The organism is Oceanospirillum linum (genome assembly GCF_001995095.2).
Lineage (GTDB): Bacteria > Pseudomonadota > Gammaproteobacteria > Pseudomonadales > Halomonadaceae > Oceanospirillum > Oceanospirillum linum.
In genome coordinates, this window is the sequence record NZ_MTSD02000001.1 from 384,779 (window position 1) to 401,329 (window position 16,551).

Here is a 16,551-nt window from a genome sequence, read left to right on the forward strand (position 1 = left end):
CACAATTATAATTACACTTTATTACACTTAGTTATTCTTTTTGTCCAGTTTAAAAGCGTGATAATCATAATACAGATAAAGAATAATCTTAAGAATCAGTAAGATAGATACTTGGTTAAACATTAAAGCGATTCATATGTCCTGATACAGCCTGAACAGACCGCTCCAGATCACAACTGGCTTGTCGGGTTGAGTCTGCCAATGAGGACAGCTGGTCAGACTGTTCATTAATTTCATGCACCGTATCGTTAATATGGTTAGCCACTACAGACTGCTCTTCAGTTGCCGTCGCAATTTGTGCTGACATGCTATTGATCGTGTTAATACCGGAAACGATTCCCTCCAATGCGTCACTGGCAGACTGAGCACTACCGACCGTAGCGGTGACCTGATCACTGGCTCCCTGCATCGCCTGAACTGAGTCAGCAACCCCTTGCTGCAACCGTTCAATCATTTGCTGAATATCCTGGGTCGACTGCTGAGTCCGGGAGGCTAATGTTCGTACTTCATCGGCTACAACCGCAAATCCACGACCTGCTTCGCCTGCACGAGCAGCCTCGATAGCCGCGTTTAATGCTAACAGATTGGTTTGCTCTGCAATTCCGCCAATAACACCAAGTACAGACGCAATATTATTACTCTCCGACTCCAGCTGGGTAATCAGATCAACAGCACGCCCCATCTCTTTGGATAGCACATCAATCTGGGAAGACGCATCACGAATGGCAGTACCTGATACCTGAACATCATGATCTGCCTGATCAGACTCAGACGAGGTATTTTGAGCATTAACAGCAATTTCCTGAATTGCCTGCTGCATCTGATGTACAGCTGTCAGCACCTGTTCAACCGAGCGACTCTGATGTTCAGCACGCTCACCAGTCTGTGCAGCACTAGCCAACAAACCATTAACACCTTGAGCCATCTCCTGCACATGATCCTGAGCTTCCGCAATCATGGTCTGTAAAAACTCAAGCAGACGATTTACCTGATTAGCCAAACGGGCTATTTCATTTTGCCCCTCCGCCGGAAGTCTCTGGGTAAGGTCACCACCACCATCAGCAAGTGCTGCCATCAGTGCTTCCAGGTGAGTTAAAGGTTGCGCGATTAAGCGAGGGATAAACACGGTTGCAATCAAAGCGGTAATAACGGTCAAAGCAAGAATAACAGCAGCGTTTGAACGCTCATCACTGGAGACCTGAGTGATCTCTTCTGCCAATATATTTGCCCGATTATCGATGCCTTCACCCATCCGGTCATATTGCCCACGCAATTCAGAAAAGGCAGCACCTTCAGAACCTGTCATCAGGATAAAAGCGACCTGACTGTTTCTGGCATCGGCGGCTGACATTACTTTTTTCGCTTCCTGCTGCCAATTCTGTAGCGCCCGATGAAACTCATCTTCAGACTGCAGAACAACCCCGGCTTCCGCTGCTAGCTTACGGGCCAGAGCCATCCGCTCTACAGCCTGCTGAACATTCTCATCAAAGTCAGCTCTGGCACGATCAACTGAAGCTCCCTGACGACTCAGTGTCACATAGTCTCTTAGTGCAACCGCAGCCTGATAAAGATCCCGATCTGCATTTAACACTGCGCTTGAAGCCGGTGTCAGCATAGTTGCCATTCGCTCCGAGCGTTCACTGACATGTGAAATTCCGCGCGCTCCTATATACCCTTCAACCAGGATGAGAAACAAAAGCACCATAATAGGCAGGGCAACCTGCCATCTTAAGCTCAGTCTGCTATACGATTTGATCATGGCCTAACCCCACTCTTTATTTAAATCCGTTTTTTGTTCTCTGAATTTACCTTATACAGATAGGCACCTCTGTCCTATTAATCATAGGAATAAAGTCTCCTTATTAACAAAAATAAATGGAGTTAAAAACGAAAAAACCCTCTTCACAAGAAGAGGGTTCTAATTCTGAATCATGAGTAAGTAGTAAGAATCAGTCCACCGAAGTAGCATCCTCTTCTACATGAATCGCTTCTTCATCTTTCGCAGCATTCTTAGTTCTGTGCTCAATAAGGAAGTAAAGAACCAGACCTACGCCCAGGCCCCAGGCTGCACCATGTACCGACAGTACAACACCCATGATACCGGCAACCCCCATAGAGGTTGCACTTTCAATCTGTTCCACCGCAACAGCAATACACAGATAGCCCGTAATGATCAGCGTGATCGACAGCGCAATCGGTAATACAGGCTTAAACAGCGTAATCAGGGGCAAAATAAACAGCGCGATAAAACCAACAATCCAGAAAACACCTGCACCAGAGTAAATAGTATCCATGGCACCACGGCCATAACGATAGCGCTCAGCAATCGTCGCCATTACACCCGTGAATAAAGGACCCGCCAAACCCGGGTACGGCGCAAAGAAAGAATGCATCAGATTACGAAGACCTGTTACCAGGTGAACGCGATCAACATCAACTTCGATCTTTTCATCAGGGCGTAAATGATCAACACGGCTCAGCAGACTCTGACCCACAATAATGTCACCAAAAGCGATGATATACGCAATGATCGCCGTTGGAATCGCAGCGAGGAACAGGTCAATACCCGGCATACCTATGGTAAACGGCAGATAATCCCAAATCGCTGCAAAGTTAGGTGTAGAAATCCCCATCTCAATTTCAGGCAGTGGGTATTCACCAACACTCCACCCGATTGCCATAGCGATCAGCATGCCTGGCACCATGCCATAACCGGCAATAGTTTTTGCCCAACGATGCTTCTCTACCCAACCACGGAAAGACAGTGAGAACAACACATAAGCTGTAATCAGACCACCAATACCCAGAGATATTGGAGTACTGTTCAGGCGGCCACCATCAACAATTTCACCGCTGATTGCCGCAATACCAGCGCCCAGCAGAATACCCGCTTTAATAGAATCAGGTATCGAGTTCACCAGCTTAGAACCTAACCGGGTAACCCCCATAAAGAGAAACACAGCAGTGACAACCAGCTGCAATGCCACCAGGGCTTTAATCGCTTCAGGGCCAGGTTCAAAATCTCCGATAAAGAGAAGAACAACAGGGATAGCAGGAGTGATCCATCCGGGCACAAACGGTACACCGAGCAGATTAGGTAGCATGAAACCAATACCACAAATAACAACATAAGCCAGAGCTACATCATAAGGTAGCCCCAGGTACTTTTGCAGCAGCGGGATCATTGCCATACCCACGACAAACATCACCATACCCTGAACCGTCTCAGCCAGCTCCCAGCGGTAGTGAATGAATGGCAGACGAATTTTAAACGGACCCGCAGGCCAGTACGGATGCTCTTCTCCGTGTTTACGTTTTAATAGCACAGTAACACCTGTTAATTATCAATTTATTTTTAGTTTATTCAGCCATACCGATATCAGGAAACTGATTTGTCATTATCGTTATACAGAGCCATCCGGCATGATCAGGTGCTTTTTACCTTTCTTTCGCATCCGCAGCATATTAGACCTTGGTCAGAGCATGGTATGACTTCAAGGTCACTCTTCATCTATAATTTTCAATGACTTAGAAGTCACATACCAACCTATCAACCGGAAGGCCATGTCATGCATAGGCTACATAAAATTCAGCCAGCCCTTTGACAGCTAAACTTGAGCCATCTTTTCGGAAACAGGTATACGACTAAAAGATAAGCACTCCGGCGCAGAGATACCGGGCCTGTTCTTTCATTTCCTGCAGATGTTATGCTTATGTCACAGATGGGTATTAACATCTTATGAAACAGCATGTTAGCAACATACTTTTTCATCATTCGCCAGAAAAAATCTAAGAGGCCTCTATGCAAACCTTTAGTCAGCGTGCAGATCAACTTGCTGAAGTATTGAAACAAATGGAGATGCAGGCCGATGAATCACAGCTCTTTGCTCTGGGTTACATCATTCCGCAGCTAACATTGGTTGCTGAATATGTCGAGCCTGAAGACGACTTTGATACCTGCTTTACTCGTTGGCTGCATCAGGTATTCACTGATGATGGCATGAACAATGAAGATCAGCAGGAGATTTTACAGATCTGGCAGGCAGCTCAAATTAAAGCTCAATAACCTATACCCCTCCCTGTATCTTGAAATATAGCCGGGCAGAATCAGAAACAGAAAATCTCAGCACGGTAAACAGGCAAGATTAAAAAGATAAGCAAAGCACAGTCCTGAAAAGACAACAGATGCAGGGACAGGAGATAACGGTATGACATCACATAAAAAGCCAAAAGGCATTGATACACATATTTCGCCAGAAGGTAGCCTTGAAGTACTGTCTCAGACTGAAGTGAACCGGTTGAAATGTACTTCTGAAAACGGCCAGTACAACCTGTTAAGAGGTTGTGCTCTGGCAGTCCTTAACTGTGGCAGTCATACTGACGACAGTAAGGCGATACTGGAGCAGAACAAAGCATTTGATATTGAAGTGCTTCAACAGGACAGAGGTATCAAGATTCACCTGACACAAGCCCCGGCATCTGCTTTTGTCGATGGTCAGATGATCAGAGGTATCAGAGAGCATCTTTCCTCTGTTCTGAGGGATATTGTTTATGTCAGCAGCGAAGTTCAGCACAATAGCCGCTTTGACCTGAATGATTCCGAAGGGATCACCAATGCAATTTTCCATATATTGCGTAATGCAGGTACCCTGAAAGCAAACCATACGCCGGATATGGTGGTTTGCTGGGGTGGTCACTCGATCAGTCGTGAAGAATACCGCTACACTAAAGATGTTGGCCATGAGCTTGGCTTACGTGGTCTCAATATCTGCACCGGCTGCGGGCCAGGTGCTATGAAAGGGCCCATGAAAGGGGCTAATCTTGCCCATGCCAAACAGCGTATTCAGAATGGCCGTTATCTGGGAATTTCTGAGCCAGGTATCATTGCGGCAGAGTCACCCAACCCGATTGTCAATGAATTGATTATCATGCCCGATATTGAAAAGCGCCTTGAAGCCTTTGTTCGTGTCGGTCATGCCATTATTGTATTTCCCGGGGGAGCAGGAACCGCTGAAGAGATCCTTTATCTTCTCGGAGTACTGCTCAACCCTCAAAACGACGACATCCCTTTCCCGGTTATCTTCACAGGCCCGGAAAGCAGCCGTGACTACTGGCAACAGATCAATCAGTTCATTGGGCTAACACTGGGCTACCAGGCGCAACAACGCTATAAAATCATTATTGATGACCCAGCCCGGGTAGCCCGCGAGATATCTCACGGTATCTCTGAAGTTAAGAAATCCCGGTGTATCAGCAGCGATGCCTTTTATTTCAACTGGCGTTTAAAGATAAGCCCCGAGTTTCAACAACCTTTTGAACCAAATCATGAGAATATGGCATCACTCAATATACGCTTTGACCAGCCGACACATATACTGGCCGCAAACTTGCGACGTGCCTTCTCAGGTATTGTTGCAGGCAATGTTAAAGCTCAGGGAATCACTGCAATTGAGCGATTAGGCCCGTTCCAGATCAATGGTGACGAAGAGATCATGGCCCCTCTTGACGCACTGTTACAATCTTTTGTGCAACAACAACGCATGAAACTGCCGGGAACAGAGTATAATCCATGCTATGAGATTGCTAAGGACAGTAAATAGCACGCATAAATATCCTGCTTGTTGCAAAAAAAGGATAACAGATAAGGATCAGGATACAGTGGTTGAAAGCCCTGTATTGATGTCTGAGGTTTTCAATGCAAAACATGAGAAAGCTGAAGGAAGATGCCCTTCGGCGAAAACAAGAGTTCGAAGAAAAGCAGCGTAACGAAGAACTCAAAAAACAGAGAAAAATGAGCGGTGGCCGCTCATCACGCTCGGATAAACGACGCCCCTCTAAAGGGCGAGGCAGTAGTGCAGATCAGCGCCGTAAAGCGGTGCCTGCGCGGACTCAGGTGCGTAAAAAAGCGAAAAAAACCCCTGGTCGCTGGGTTATCGACACTCTTCTTGTTGTCGGAACCCTGATGGCTTTGGTTGCGCTGTTTAATCCCTACTAGCCTTATTCACGATAATATTCAGCCAGAGTGACCAATCCTCTGGCTTTTTAATTCTGTATGGTCACGCTTTATACCATCAGCAAGCCTTTTCTGCTTCCGCCTGGCAGTAGGCTCTCCCTAAAAGGACTCAGGGCTAAAAAAACAGGGCCTTGCTTTTAATAGACTGAACGGGGAGGTGCCATTGATTTGAGCGAGCTTATCAGCCTATTAAGTTCATGCTCGTCACCGGGCAAACCAAAACGTAACCGACCATATGGCTCAAAAGTGCGAACCCAGATGCCTTGTTGTGCAAGCTTCTGCTGGACCCATCTCACAGATCCATGGTACTCACTGGCATCTGCGAGCAGCACTAGGCTCACAAACAGCGGCGTTTGGCCCAATTCAAGATTCTGTGGAAATGCGTGTTCCAGATGAATGGCCAGCCGCCTGCTTTTATCTGCTAATTGCTCCCTCGCCCTGCTTTGCCAAGCAACATCATTTAGCATACGGGTTGTCAGCCAGCTGGTCACACCACTGACTGGCCAGGGACCTGTATTTATTTTCAACTCTTCTATCAGGGTCGCCCCCGCTAATACAAAACCACTGCGTATTCCGGCCAGGCCAAAAAACTTCCCGATAGAGCGTAAGACAATGATCGAGTCGCAGGCATCACAGGCAACACTCAGTCTTTCCTGCTCAGCAGAGGAATAGGCATCAATAAAAGCCTCATCCACCACCAACCAGCCTTGCTTTCCCGCTAATATGCGATGGCATGCAAGCAGCGTCTCCCGACTAAAATGCTGCCCTGTGGGATTATTCGGGTTAATTACCACTAAAATATCGCAGGCCTCAGCACAGGCAATTAGCTCAAGGGCATTGCTCGCATGGTAACAAAGCACTTCAAATCCGGATTTTTGCCAACACCAGGCATGCTCACGGTAGCCCTCTTCCGGTACTGCAACAGTTTTAGTATAGGAACAGCGCTTAGCCTCCGGCCCAATGTCTATACTCTGTGTCTCAGATATCTGCCTCAGAAATAAAGCGGACAATAACTCGATCCCTTGTTGAGAGCCATTTACAGGCCATAAATCAAGCTGCCGATAATAACCCCGGGCGGCCTGTAACAGAGCATCATAGTCATCCGGTAAATCCTGAAAGCAGCTGACAGGGATAGCAGGAACCGGCCAGGAGTCAGGGTTGAGCCCGGCAGAGAGGTCCACCCAGTGCTTGATATCAGGATAAGCTTGCCTGGCCCTCTTCAGATCTCCACCATGCCGGGGGGCATCAAGAGAAGGCAGCTTTGACAGCAGCTTTTTTTCCGATGAGTACGATTGATAGAATAACGACATCTAAGAAACCAGATAATCTACAACGAACACAAATATACTGCCAACGACGAGCCAGGCAAGCAGTACTCGTTCTACCAGTTTCTCTGCCGCCCTGAGATCTTTAACTTGCGGAGGACTGCCCTCTCCTAATATAGGGCGCTCTTTCCAGTGCCCATGGTAAGTATCACCGCCCCCCAGCCGTACTTTTAATGCACCGGCACCAGCAGCCATAACAGGCCCGGCATTGGGGCTCTCCCAATCGCCACTCTGTTTCCACCAGCAACGCAAACCAGACTTGATGCCTGCAGTACCATAGGGGCTATTCAAAGCATAAAAGAGCGCGGAAATACGGGCAGGAACCAGGTTCAGTACGTCATCAAAACGAGCCGCTGCCCAGCCAAAACTTAAAAAACGTTCCGTTTTATACCCCCACATCGCATCCAGTGTATTCGCCATACGATACAGCAAAACACCGGGAGCCCCAGCGAGTAAAAACCAGAACACTGCAGCGAAGGCACTGTCATTACCGTTCTCAAGACCGGACTCAATGGCTGCCCGTGTCACACGCATCGCATCCATATCAGAGGTATCCCGACTAACGATCCATCCCACATAAAATCGGGCCCGGTCCAAATCTCCGGCTAGCAGAGGGCGCTCAATCTGAATCAGATGCTGGCTCAGACTTTTAGCTCCTAGGGCAAAATAGAGCACGCCACCTTGCAGCACAAGATGCACCCAAAACAGGTAACCCGTTTCCATCTCAGGTATAAGACAAAACATCAGGGCAAGAAAAGGAAGCAGCGCCAACAGTAGGGCAAGAATACCCAGAAAACGCTTTTTAGCCACCGAAACAGAATGATCCTGCAGCTGGCTATCAGGGTTTAACCCCCGTTCCACCCAACTTACAAGGCTGCCATAACCCACCAGCGGATGCCAGAAAGGCAGTTCACCAAAACGAAAGTCCAACCACCAACCCAACCAAAGCGCGAAGAAAATAATCTCTGGTGCATATAGCGCCATAGGAACTCCAAGATCGAATGCTCAAATGGCTGACGTAAGTGGCCATCAACCTACAGTAAAAAATGCGCTATCATATCGCCTTTTTTCAGTACCGTCTTTTCAGTACCTGCCTTTTTAAATATCAACACGACAAACGAACCGGAACCGATACGATGGCCACCTGCAAAACGCTTATGATTCAGGGTACCACCTCCGATGCTGGCAAAAGCGCTATGGTGACCGGGCTTTGTCGCTTGCTCGCGCGCAAAGGTATCAGAGTCGTACCCTTTAAACCTCAGAATATGGCACTGAATAGTGCCGTAACGATTGATGGCGGTGAAATCGGCCGAGCACAGGCAGCACAGGCACAGGCCTGCTTTCTCGAACCCCATACCGATATGAACCCGATACTTCTGAAGCCCAATTCAGATACCGGAGCACAGGTCATTATCCAGGGTAAAGCGATCACCAATATGGATGCTCGTGTTTATCATAACTACAAACAGGAGGCGATGAAGGCTGTACTGGATAGCTATCAGCGCCTGCAGCAGCAATATGATGTCATTCTGGTAGAGGGCGCAGGCAGCCCTGCCGAGATCAATTTAAGAGATCGCGATATTGCCAATATGGGTTTTGCTGAAGCTGTGGACTGCCCTGTAGCGATTGTCGCTGACATCGACAAAGGAGGGGTTTTTGCCCACTTAGTTGGCACTCTGGATCTGTTGTCAGAATCTGAACAGCAGCGCACCATCGGCTTTCTGATCAACCGCTTCCGTGGGGATATCGCTCTTTTAAAGCCTGGTAATGACTGGCTGGAAGCACGTACTCAAAAGCCTGTACTGGGCGTGATTCCTTTTTTACATGGGCTTTGTCTCGAAGCGGAAGATGGCATTGGCGGGACAGGAGGGGACAGTGGCCGCGAAGATTCAATTAGGATTATAGCCCCAGTACTGCCTCGTATCAGTAACCACACTGACTTTGACCCTCTGCGCCACCACCCGCAGGTAGACTTCCACTTTGTAGCACCGGATGAGGTGCCGCCGCCAGCAGATTTGATTGTGATTCCCGGCAGTAAAAGTGTACAGGCAGATCTGAGCTGGCTACGGAAACAAGGCTGGGAAGCATATCTGAATAAACACCTTCGTTATGGTGGCAAAATTTTAGGCATCTGTGGCGGCTTTCAAATGCTCGGCCAGTGGTTGCATGACCCGAAAGGTATTGAAGGCACTCCGGGTAGTCTTGCAGGGCTCGGCTTTCTGGAGGCAGAAACAACCCTTGCTTCCGAAAAGCAGCTAAAAGAGGTGAATGGTGTGCTGAACCTTCAGCAATGCAAGCCCTCAGGCTCTGAACCGTTAACCCCGGTATATGGCTATGAAATACACGCTGGAATCACCACCGGAGACGCTTTATCTAACCCTCTGGTGCGACTGAGCCATGGTAAAAATGACGGGGCTTTATCAGCAGATGGTCAGGTAGCTGGCAGCTATCTGCATGGACTGTTTGATCATCCGCAAGCCTGCCAGGAGATTCTGAAATGGGCCGGGCTTAATCACGCAGAGCACTTCGATATCCGTACTCTGCATGAAGATGCCATTGAACGTCTTGCAGATGCACTGGAGGCCAGCCTGAACCTTAAACACTTATCTGAACTCACCGGTATCCCTTTTTGAGGGTGAGTATCATTTGACCGCACCTACAGACACCGCCTTACGCCCTGATATAATCCGGGGCCATTTAACCAGATAACGATCATTATCAGCTTTATTTTTCGGAAATAAAAAATATGCAAACACGAACTCTACGCTCTGATCTTATGCTGCTGATTACCGCGGCTATCTGGGGCACCGCCTTTGTCGCACAGCGGGTAGGCATGGATTATGTTGGCCCTTTTACCTTTACTGCAGCCCGTTTCTTTCTTGGTGCGCTTTCCCTACTGCCACTTTTATGGATTCTGAAGCCAGCAGCTATTCAGCCAACAACAGGCAAAGCCCGCCTGAACATATGGCAGGGAGGCTTGATCGCAGGTAGTTTTCTTTTTGCTGGTGCCACTCTTCAGCAGGTTGGACTTCAGTATACCACCGCAGGTAATGCCGGTTTTATCACGGGTCTTTACATCATTCTGGTACCCATTATGGCACTGCTTTGGGGGCAGAAAACCGGACGAAACACCTGGATTGGCGGAGTACTGGCCGTAGTAGGCCTGTACCTGCTGAGTATCACCGATGACTTCACACTGGCATACGGCGACCTTTTGCAGCTGATCGGTGCTCTTTTTTGGGCCGGCCACGTGCTGATAATCGGTTGGCTTTCACCGCAAATGGATGCTCTGCGACTTTCTATTGTGCAATTTTTTACCTGTGGCCTTGTGAGCCTGGGTGTGGCGCTTTTCATCGAAAATCCAACCTTTGCCAATATCGGTATGGCCTGGCAGCCAATCGCTTATGCAGGCCTTCTATCCGTTGGGGTTGCCTATACGCTTCAGGTATTTGCTCAAAAAACAGCGCCTGCGTCTCATGCTGCGATAATTCTTAGCCTAGAGGCTGTATTCGCTGTTATTGGTGGTTATTTTCTTCTCGGCGAGCGTCTGGATAGCCAGGGGGTTGTCGGGTGTGGCCTGATGCTGGCAGGTATGTTGATTTCGCAAATTTCAACGAATAAAAGCCCGAAAAAAGAACCTCAGGTTGAAATGCTACATTAACTTCCCTTTGTACTAAAACACTGCTCAGATCTCATGGTCTGAGCAGTGTTATCCGTGATCGTCTATTTTCGTTTTCAGTATCTGAGGAATACCGGCGGTCACAAAGATAACTTCATCCGCAATCTCGGCAATTTTTTGGTGTAATCGACCAGATTCATCCACAAAGCGCCTTGCCAGCTTATTCGTCGGAACAACCCCCTGACCGACCTCATTACTGACCAGAATCAGATGGCCATCAACCCCTTTTCTGAGGAAGCTAAGAAAGTCTTCCTGCCGTTTTATCAGCGCCTGATCATCATCCAGCAATAACAGATTGGTCATCCACAAAGTCAAACAGTCCAGCAACACACAGCCTTTCTGATCACAGGCCCGGAGCTTGATAACAGGAAGGATATCCAGAGGTGCCTCAATGGTTGGCCACTCTGCCGGACGACTGGTTTGATGATGCCGCACACGATTCGCCATCTCATCATCCCACACCTGGGCGGTTGCCAGATAATGCACAGGTAACCCGCTGCAGGATGCTATTTTTTCCGCTAGTCCACTCTTACCGGAGCGGGCACCACCGAGAATAAAACTAATCACATCGTTCTCACTTAAATACAAAATAAAGCATCAACTAATCACATCGGGTATTGTGATCAGTTATGCTGGAAGCTTAAGCTGAACTTTGTCAGCCTCCCTCTGTCCAGAAGGTATCGTCTGCGTCATTTCTACTGATTTTAAATTGCAGACCTCAGACAATAAAAGGATACACCTGTGAAAAATAAATTGATCGCATTCGCTGGTATTATATGGATGACACTGGCATTTCAGGCCTACGCACAATCACCGGAACAACCTCATATTATCGTTCAGGCTGAAGGCGTTGAATACACCTTACCCGACCAGGTTACACTCAGCCTGACATTGGAAAATGTCAGCCCACACTTATCCAAAGCCCGGGATAATGTAGAACAACGGAGCGAACAACTACTGCGTAGTATCCGCCGTTTTCAGTTGGATGATAAAGACATTGAAGCGGGGCAGGTTCGGGTTCAACCTGAATACCAATGGGAAAATAATAAACGTATCCAGACGGGTACCAAGGTCAGCCGGAGTATGCAGTTTCATATCCGGGACCTGAGTATCTACCCGGACGTGCTGGATGAAATCTTCTCTGCGAAGGTGGACTCTATGGCTCAGGTGATATTTTCCCATAGCCAAGCGGAAACATTGCAACAGCGTTCTCTGGCCAAAGCTGTGAAAAATGCGAAAGAGAAAGCAGAACTGATGGCACGTCAGCTGGGGCAACGAGTAGGTAAAGCTTACATGATTGAAGAAGCAGGGTTTAGTCACCCAACGCCTGTTGCCCGCAAAGAAGTTATGATGCTGGCCGATGCAGCCCCGCAAGCTAAAACCGATTATCAGCCCGGTGAGGTAGCCTTTCGCAGTCAAGTGCGTATTGTCTTTTATCTGAACTGACAGCAAATAACCTGCTACAGACAAAATGGGCGCTTCACCTGAAGCGCCCATTTTTTATACCGAGGGCTTAGCTATCCACCCTTCTTCACTTTTTACCGGTCAGATCTTTGCCAGACCCCGGGCCAGATCCGTTTTCAGATCTTCCAGTGTTTCCAGCCCAACAGCAATACGCAGCATACCATCGGTTATACCTGCTTCATCACGTTCCTGCTGGCTGATACGTCCATGCGTGGTACTGGCCGGATGTGTGATGGTGGTTTTCACATCCCCCAGGTTCGCCGTGATCGACATCATCTCCGTGCTATCAATAACTGTCCATGCACCCTCTTTACCGCCACGCACTTCGATTGAAAGCACAGCACCAAAAGCAGACTGCTGCTTTTTAGCCAACTCATGATCAGGGTGCGATGCTAAACCCGAGTAATTAACTTTAGCCACCTGCGGTTGCTGCTCCAGCCATTGAGCCAGTGCCAGAGCATTTTCACTGTGTGCTTTCATACGCAGGTTAAGTGTCTCCAGACCTTTCAGGAAGACCCAGGCATTAAATGGACTCAGGCTTGGGCCACAGGTACGTACAAAGCCGACAACCTGCTCCATATCCTGGGCATTACCCACAACAACACCGCCAATGCACCGCCCCTGTCCGTCCAGATACTTGGTGGCAGAATGGATTACAATATCAGCCCCCATAGACAGCGGTCGCTGCAGAGCCGGTGTGCAGAAACAGTTATCAACAATCAGCTTCGCACCTTTGCCATGGGCAATCTCTGCAACTCTTGCAATATCAGCCAGCTCACAGGATGGGTTGGATGGCGTTTCCAGGAAATATAGTTTTGTGCGCTCTGTAGCAACGTCAGCCCAACCAGCATAATCCTGAAGATCCACGTAGCTGATGCTGACGCCGAACTTCTTCATATATTTTTCAAAAAGATTAACTGTTGAGCCAAAAATATTGCGGGAAGCCACGATATGGTCACCCGCTTCCAACAGTGCCATACAGGTACTCAGAATTGCAGCCATACCTGATGCAGTACCCACAGCCTTTTCGCCACCTTCCAGGGCTGCGATACGCTGCTCAAACATGCGTACTGTTGGGTTGGTAAAGCGTGAATAAACATTCCCCGGCTCCTCACCGGAAAAACGCGCAGCCGCCTCAGCCGCAGAGCCAAAAACAAAACTTGAGGTAGGGTAAATCGCTTCGCTATGCTCACCTTCCTGAGACCGGGTCTGGCCGGCACGAACGCCTAATGTCTCCAGTCCCCACTCATGGGCATTAATATCAAAATCGTTCATAGGGTGCTCTTTAATGGTCTGATCGGGTATGTCGCTCTTATGGGTAGAGCTCTGACAGGCAGGCTAAACAGATCAGGACAACCCAATCCTGTTTAGCCTGAAGGCACGAAGGTTTAATCGTCCGTGCTATCGTTGTGCATATCAATCACTACATCAACCTTAGGGTTTGAATCCTGCTTAGCATCATCATTACGCTCCGCATCAATACGATCCAGGTAGGCCTGGTCAATATCGCCGGTCACATACTCACCATTAAATACTGAGCAGTCAAAGCCCTCAATCTCAGGATTGCCCTCTTTGCCACACTCAATCAGGTCATCCAGATCCTGATAAATCAACCAGTCGGCACCAATTTTCTGACCAACCTCATCATCGGTACGACCGTGAGCAATCAACTCTTCCGCAGACGGCATATCGATACCATAAACATTAGGGAAGCGAACAGCAGGTGCTGCAGAGGCAAAGTAAACATTCTTAGCACCGGCATCCCGGGCCATCTGAATGATCTGCTTACAGGTGGTTCCACGCACAATAGAGTCATCAACCAGCAATACATTACGACCTTCAAACTCGAGGTCAATGGCATTTAGTTTCTGACGCACCGATTTCTTACGCTCAGTCTGACCCGGCATAATAAAAGTACGACCGATATAACGGTTTTTGATAAAGCCTTCACGGAAAGTCACACCCAAGTGGTGTGCCAGCTCCAGAGCGGAAGTGCGGCTGGTATCCGGGATAGGGATAACCACATCGATGCCATGATCAGGGCGGTCACGCTGAATCTTTTCAGCCAGTTTCTGCCCCATACGCATACGGGATTTATGAATGTGGATACCATCCATAATGGAGTCAGGACGGGCAAGATAAACATGCTCAAAAATACAGGGGCGCGGACTTGGCTTATCAGCACATTGCTGGGTAAAAATTTCACCCTGCTTACTGATATATACCGCTTCTCCCGGCGCAATATCCCGCACCAGTTCAAAACCTAAAACATCCAGCGCGACACTCTCAGAAGCAACCATATATTCTGTGCCCTGGTCAGTTTCACGCTTACCAAATACCGCAGGACGAATCCCCATAGGATCACGAAAAGCCACAAGACCCAAACCACTGATCATAGCAATGGCGGCATAGCCACCATTACAACGACGGTGCACACGGCGTACTGCATCAAAGATATCTTCCGGCGTTAACTGCAGCCCTTGTTTACCCAGCTCATGGGCAAATACGTTCAGTAACACCTCAGAGTCAGAGGTGGTGTTGATATGACGCAAATCCGTATTGAATAACTCTTCAGCCAGATCTTTAGAGTTCGTCAGATTACCGTTGTGCGCCAGAGCAATACCGTAAGGTGAGTTTACATAGAAAGGCTGAGATTCCGCTTCACTGGATGAACCCGCCGTTGGGTAGCGGACATGGCCAATACCGATATTGCCATGCAGGCGTTGCATATGACGGGTGCGAAATACATCGCGTACCAGGCCATTACTTTTACGCAGAAAAAACCGACCATCCTGGCAAGTCATCATACCGGCAGCGTCCTGTCCACGGTGTTGTAGGACAGTTAAGGCATCATAAATGGCCTGATTTACACTGCTATTGGCAACAATGCCGACGATTCCGCACATCTAATATCACCTCTTAGGGGTTTAGGCTACATCAAACAAAAAAGTTAGCTGATCTGTCGATCAACCAGGCCTGCCGCCTGATCTCTCAAATTTTCCAGCATAGGGATAAATTGTGACTCACTCCACCAGCCTGAATCCACCAATGGCGTCAGACTGACAACCGCGGTTAGTATCACAAGAATAGCAACACCACGAATACCACCAAATATAAAACCCAGAATACGGTCAAAGCCGCCCAGGCCACTTGCTGTCACAAGGCTATGGGCAGCCCTGGAAATCATAGAGCCCAGCATGACGATGATGATCGCGGTCAGCGCAAAACCAAGACCATTTCTGATGGTAGTATTGTCAATGTAAGGTACCAGCATATCGCTTACCTGAGGGCCAAAAAGCCGGGCAATCATAATCGCTGCGATCCAGGTGGCTAAAGCCACCAGCTCTTTTATCATGCCCCGAATCAGGCCAAAAATGGCAGAAAGTACCAAAATTGCAATAATAGCCCAATCGATCCAGATCATGACGGCTCCTTACGTTATTTCATCAAACGATTCATTTCCCCATATTCCACAGGGCTTACAGTTAAACAGGCTTTACTGTTTCAAAATACCCGGCCATCCGGCACTCTGAACGACTTCAGGCTTACTTCCGCCTGTTACTGACGCACATCGGACATCGGATCATAGCTGACCATCAAAGCTTTAATACCAAAGCCATCTTTTAGCGCTGCTTTTACCTGATCTGCTTTGCCAGGGTCTGCAAAAGGGCCAGCATAAACAACAAAATAGGGTGTGCGCTCACGAACATAGGAGCGAATAGATTTGGCGCGAATTCGGTCGCGGAGTTTGATCGCGTTATTTTTATCTTTAAAACTTGCAGCCTGCAGCGTCCAGGCTGCAAGGGTGTGGCGCTCGGATAAACCTGACTGCCATTGTCCACGCTCAGGTGCCTTTTTTACAATATCCACTGGCTCTTTAGCCACAGGTTCATGAACTCTGATCTCAGGCTTTGGTGGTGCTGCCGGAATAGGCGTAGTGGTTTGCGATAGCTGAGGACGCTCGCCACCATCCAGTATAATAGGCAGGAAAATGACGGCGAGAGAGAGCAAAATAATGGCGCCGATAATCCGGTGTTTTAAGCCATATTTCACTGGTCTGTTCCTTTTAT

Annotated in this window: 15 protein-coding genes; 6 read left to right on the forward strand and 9 right to left on the reverse strand. The window is 48.3% G+C overall.

The annotated features are described in order from the left end of the window. Positions 1-115: 115 nt before the first annotated feature. Both BTA35_RS17845 and BTA35_RS01835 read right to left on the reverse strand, forming a co-directional pair. Positions 116-1,759, reverse strand: a complete 1,644-nt coding sequence (locus tag BTA35_RS17845; protein WP_077242714.1) for a methyl-accepting chemotaxis protein — start codon at positions 1,757-1,759, stop codon at positions 116-118. Between the two features lie 190 nt (positions 1,760-1,949). After that, complete coding sequence (locus BTA35_RS01835) at positions 1,950-3,326, reverse strand: xanthine/uracil/vitamin C permease (RefSeq protein ID WP_077242715.1); 1,377 nt, start codon at positions 3,324-3,326, stop codon at positions 1,950-1,952. Between the two features lie 476 nt (positions 3,327-3,802). Between BTA35_RS01835 and BTA35_RS01840 the strand changes: the two genes are divergently transcribed. The 3 genes from BTA35_RS01840 (at position 3,803) to BTA35_RS01850 (ending at position 5,995) form a co-directional block, all read left to right on the forward strand. Further along, the gene (locus BTA35_RS01840; protein WP_077242716.1) at positions 3,803-4,066 is read left to right on the forward strand and encodes a hypothetical protein; all 264 of its coding nucleotides are present in this window, start codon (positions 3,803-3,805) and stop codon (positions 4,064-4,066) included. Positions 4,067-4,208: 142 nt separating this feature from the next. After that, entirely contained in the window at positions 4,209-5,600 is a 1,392-nt protein-coding gene (ppnN, locus tag BTA35_RS01845) for a nucleotide 5'-monophosphate nucleosidase PpnN (RefSeq protein ID WP_077242717.1), read from the forward strand. 95 nt (positions 5,601-5,695) lie between these two features. Then, positions 5,696-5,995 carry a hypothetical protein gene (locus BTA35_RS01850; RefSeq protein WP_077242718.1) on the forward strand — a complete coding sequence of 100 codons (300 nt, stop codon included), beginning with the start codon at positions 5,696-5,698 and terminating at the stop codon, positions 5,993-5,995. A gap of 155 nt (positions 5,996-6,150) precedes the next feature. Here BTA35_RS01850 and BTA35_RS01855 read toward each other — a convergent pair whose 3' ends face one another. Beyond that, positions 6,151-7,323: a threonine-phosphate decarboxylase gene (locus tag BTA35_RS01855; protein WP_077242719.1), complete on the reverse strand. Its 1,173-nt coding sequence runs from the start codon at positions 7,321-7,323 to the stop codon at positions 6,151-6,153. Further along, positions 7,324-8,322 (reverse strand): adenosylcobinamide-phosphate synthase CbiB, encoded by a 999-nt coding sequence (cbiB, locus tag BTA35_RS01860; protein WP_077242720.1) that lies wholly within the window; start codon positions 8,320-8,322, stop codon positions 7,324-7,326. Between the two features lie 152 nt (positions 8,323-8,474). On the opposite strand from cbiB, the gene BTA35_RS01865 reads away from it, so the two are divergent. Together BTA35_RS01865 and BTA35_RS01870 are read left to right on the forward strand one after the other, a co-directional pair. Next, positions 8,475-9,971 carry a cobyric acid synthase gene (locus tag BTA35_RS01865; RefSeq protein ID WP_077243353.1) on the forward strand — a complete coding sequence of 499 codons (1,497 nt, stop codon included), beginning with the start codon at positions 8,475-8,477 and terminating at the stop codon, positions 9,969-9,971. A 113-nt stretch (positions 9,972-10,084) separates the two neighbouring features. Next, positions 10,085-10,999 carry a DMT family transporter gene (locus BTA35_RS01870; RefSeq protein WP_077242721.1) on the forward strand — a complete coding sequence of 305 codons (915 nt, stop codon included), beginning with the start codon at positions 10,085-10,087 and terminating at the stop codon, positions 10,997-10,999. Between the two features lie 48 nt (positions 11,000-11,047). On the opposite strand, the gene cobU is transcribed toward BTA35_RS01870, so the two are convergent. Then, positions 11,048-11,584 carry a bifunctional adenosylcobinamide kinase/adenosylcobinamide-phosphate guanylyltransferase gene (cobU, locus tag BTA35_RS01875; RefSeq protein WP_077242722.1) on the reverse strand — a complete coding sequence of 179 codons (537 nt, stop codon included), beginning with the start codon at positions 11,582-11,584 and terminating at the stop codon, positions 11,048-11,050. Positions 11,585-11,758: 174 nt separating this feature from the next. Here cobU and BTA35_RS01880 point away from each other — a divergent pair, with 174 nt between their 5' ends. Then, a complete protein-coding gene (locus BTA35_RS01880) occupies positions 11,759-12,463 on the forward strand; it encodes an SIMPL domain-containing protein (protein ID WP_077242723.1) in 705 nt (234 codons plus the stop codon). A 99-nt stretch (positions 12,464-12,562) separates the two neighbouring features. On the opposite strand, the gene BTA35_RS01885 is transcribed toward BTA35_RS01880, so the two are convergent. The 4 genes from BTA35_RS01885 to BTA35_RS01900 form a co-directional block, all read right to left on the reverse strand. After that, a complete protein-coding gene (locus BTA35_RS01885; protein WP_077242724.1) occupies positions 12,563-13,756 on the reverse strand; it encodes an O-succinylhomoserine sulfhydrylase in 1,194 nt (397 codons plus the stop codon). Positions 13,757-13,869: 113 nt separating this feature from the next. Then, positions 13,870-15,387: an amidophosphoribosyltransferase gene (gene purF, locus BTA35_RS01890; protein ID WP_077242725.1), complete on the reverse strand. Its 1,518-nt coding sequence runs from the start codon at positions 15,385-15,387 to the stop codon at positions 13,870-13,872. A gap of 44 nt (positions 15,388-15,431) precedes the next feature. Further along, complete coding sequence (locus BTA35_RS01895) at positions 15,432-15,905, reverse strand: CvpA family protein (protein ID WP_077242726.1); 474 nt, start codon at positions 15,903-15,905, stop codon at positions 15,432-15,434. A 134-nt stretch (positions 15,906-16,039) separates the two neighbouring features. Continuing rightward, complete coding sequence (locus tag BTA35_RS01900; protein WP_160054906.1) at positions 16,040-16,534, reverse strand: SPOR domain-containing protein; 495 nt, start codon at positions 16,532-16,534, stop codon at positions 16,040-16,042. Positions 16,535-16,551 lie beyond the last annotated feature (17 nt).

Excerpts from the sequence above, each read along its gene's own strand:
- BTA35_RS17845 (WP_077242714.1), bottom strand. The coding sequence starts at position 1,759 with ATGATCAAATCGTATAGCAGACTGAGCTTAAGATGGCAGGTTGCCCTG.
- BTA35_RS01840 (WP_077242716.1), top strand. The coding sequence starts at position 3,803 with ATGCAAACCTTTAGTCAGCGTGCAGATCAACTTGCTGAAGTATTGAAA.
- ppnN (WP_077242717.1), top strand. The coding sequence starts at position 4,209 with ATGACATCACATAAAAAGCCAAAAGGCATTGATACACATATTTCGCCA.
- purF (WP_077242725.1), bottom strand. The coding sequence starts at position 15,387 with ATGTGCGGAATCGTCGGCATTGTTGCCAATAGCAGTGTAAATCAGGCC.
- BTA35_RS01870 (WP_077242721.1), top strand. The coding sequence starts at position 10,085 with ATGCAAACACGAACTCTACGCTCTGATCTTATGCTGCTGATTACCGCG.
- BTA35_RS01850 (WP_077242718.1), top strand. The coding sequence starts at position 5,696 with ATGCAAAACATGAGAAAGCTGAAGGAAGATGCCCTTCGGCGAAAACAA.
- BTA35_RS01895 (WP_077242726.1), bottom strand. The coding sequence starts at position 15,905 with ATGATCTGGATCGATTGGGCTATTATTGCAATTTTGGTACTTTCTGCC.
- BTA35_RS01885 (WP_077242724.1), bottom strand. The coding sequence starts at position 13,756 with ATGAACGATTTTGATATTAATGCCCATGAGTGGGGACTGGAGACATTA.
- BTA35_RS01865 (WP_077243353.1), top strand. The coding sequence starts at position 8,475 with ATGGCCACCTGCAAAACGCTTATGATTCAGGGTACCACCTCCGATGCT.
- cbiB (WP_077242720.1), bottom strand. The coding sequence starts at position 8,322 with ATGGCGCTATATGCACCAGAGATTATTTTCTTCGCGCTTTGGTTGGGT.
- BTA35_RS01855 (WP_077242719.1), bottom strand. The coding sequence starts at position 7,323 with ATGTCGTTATTCTATCAATCGTACTCATCGGAAAAAAAGCTGCTGTCA.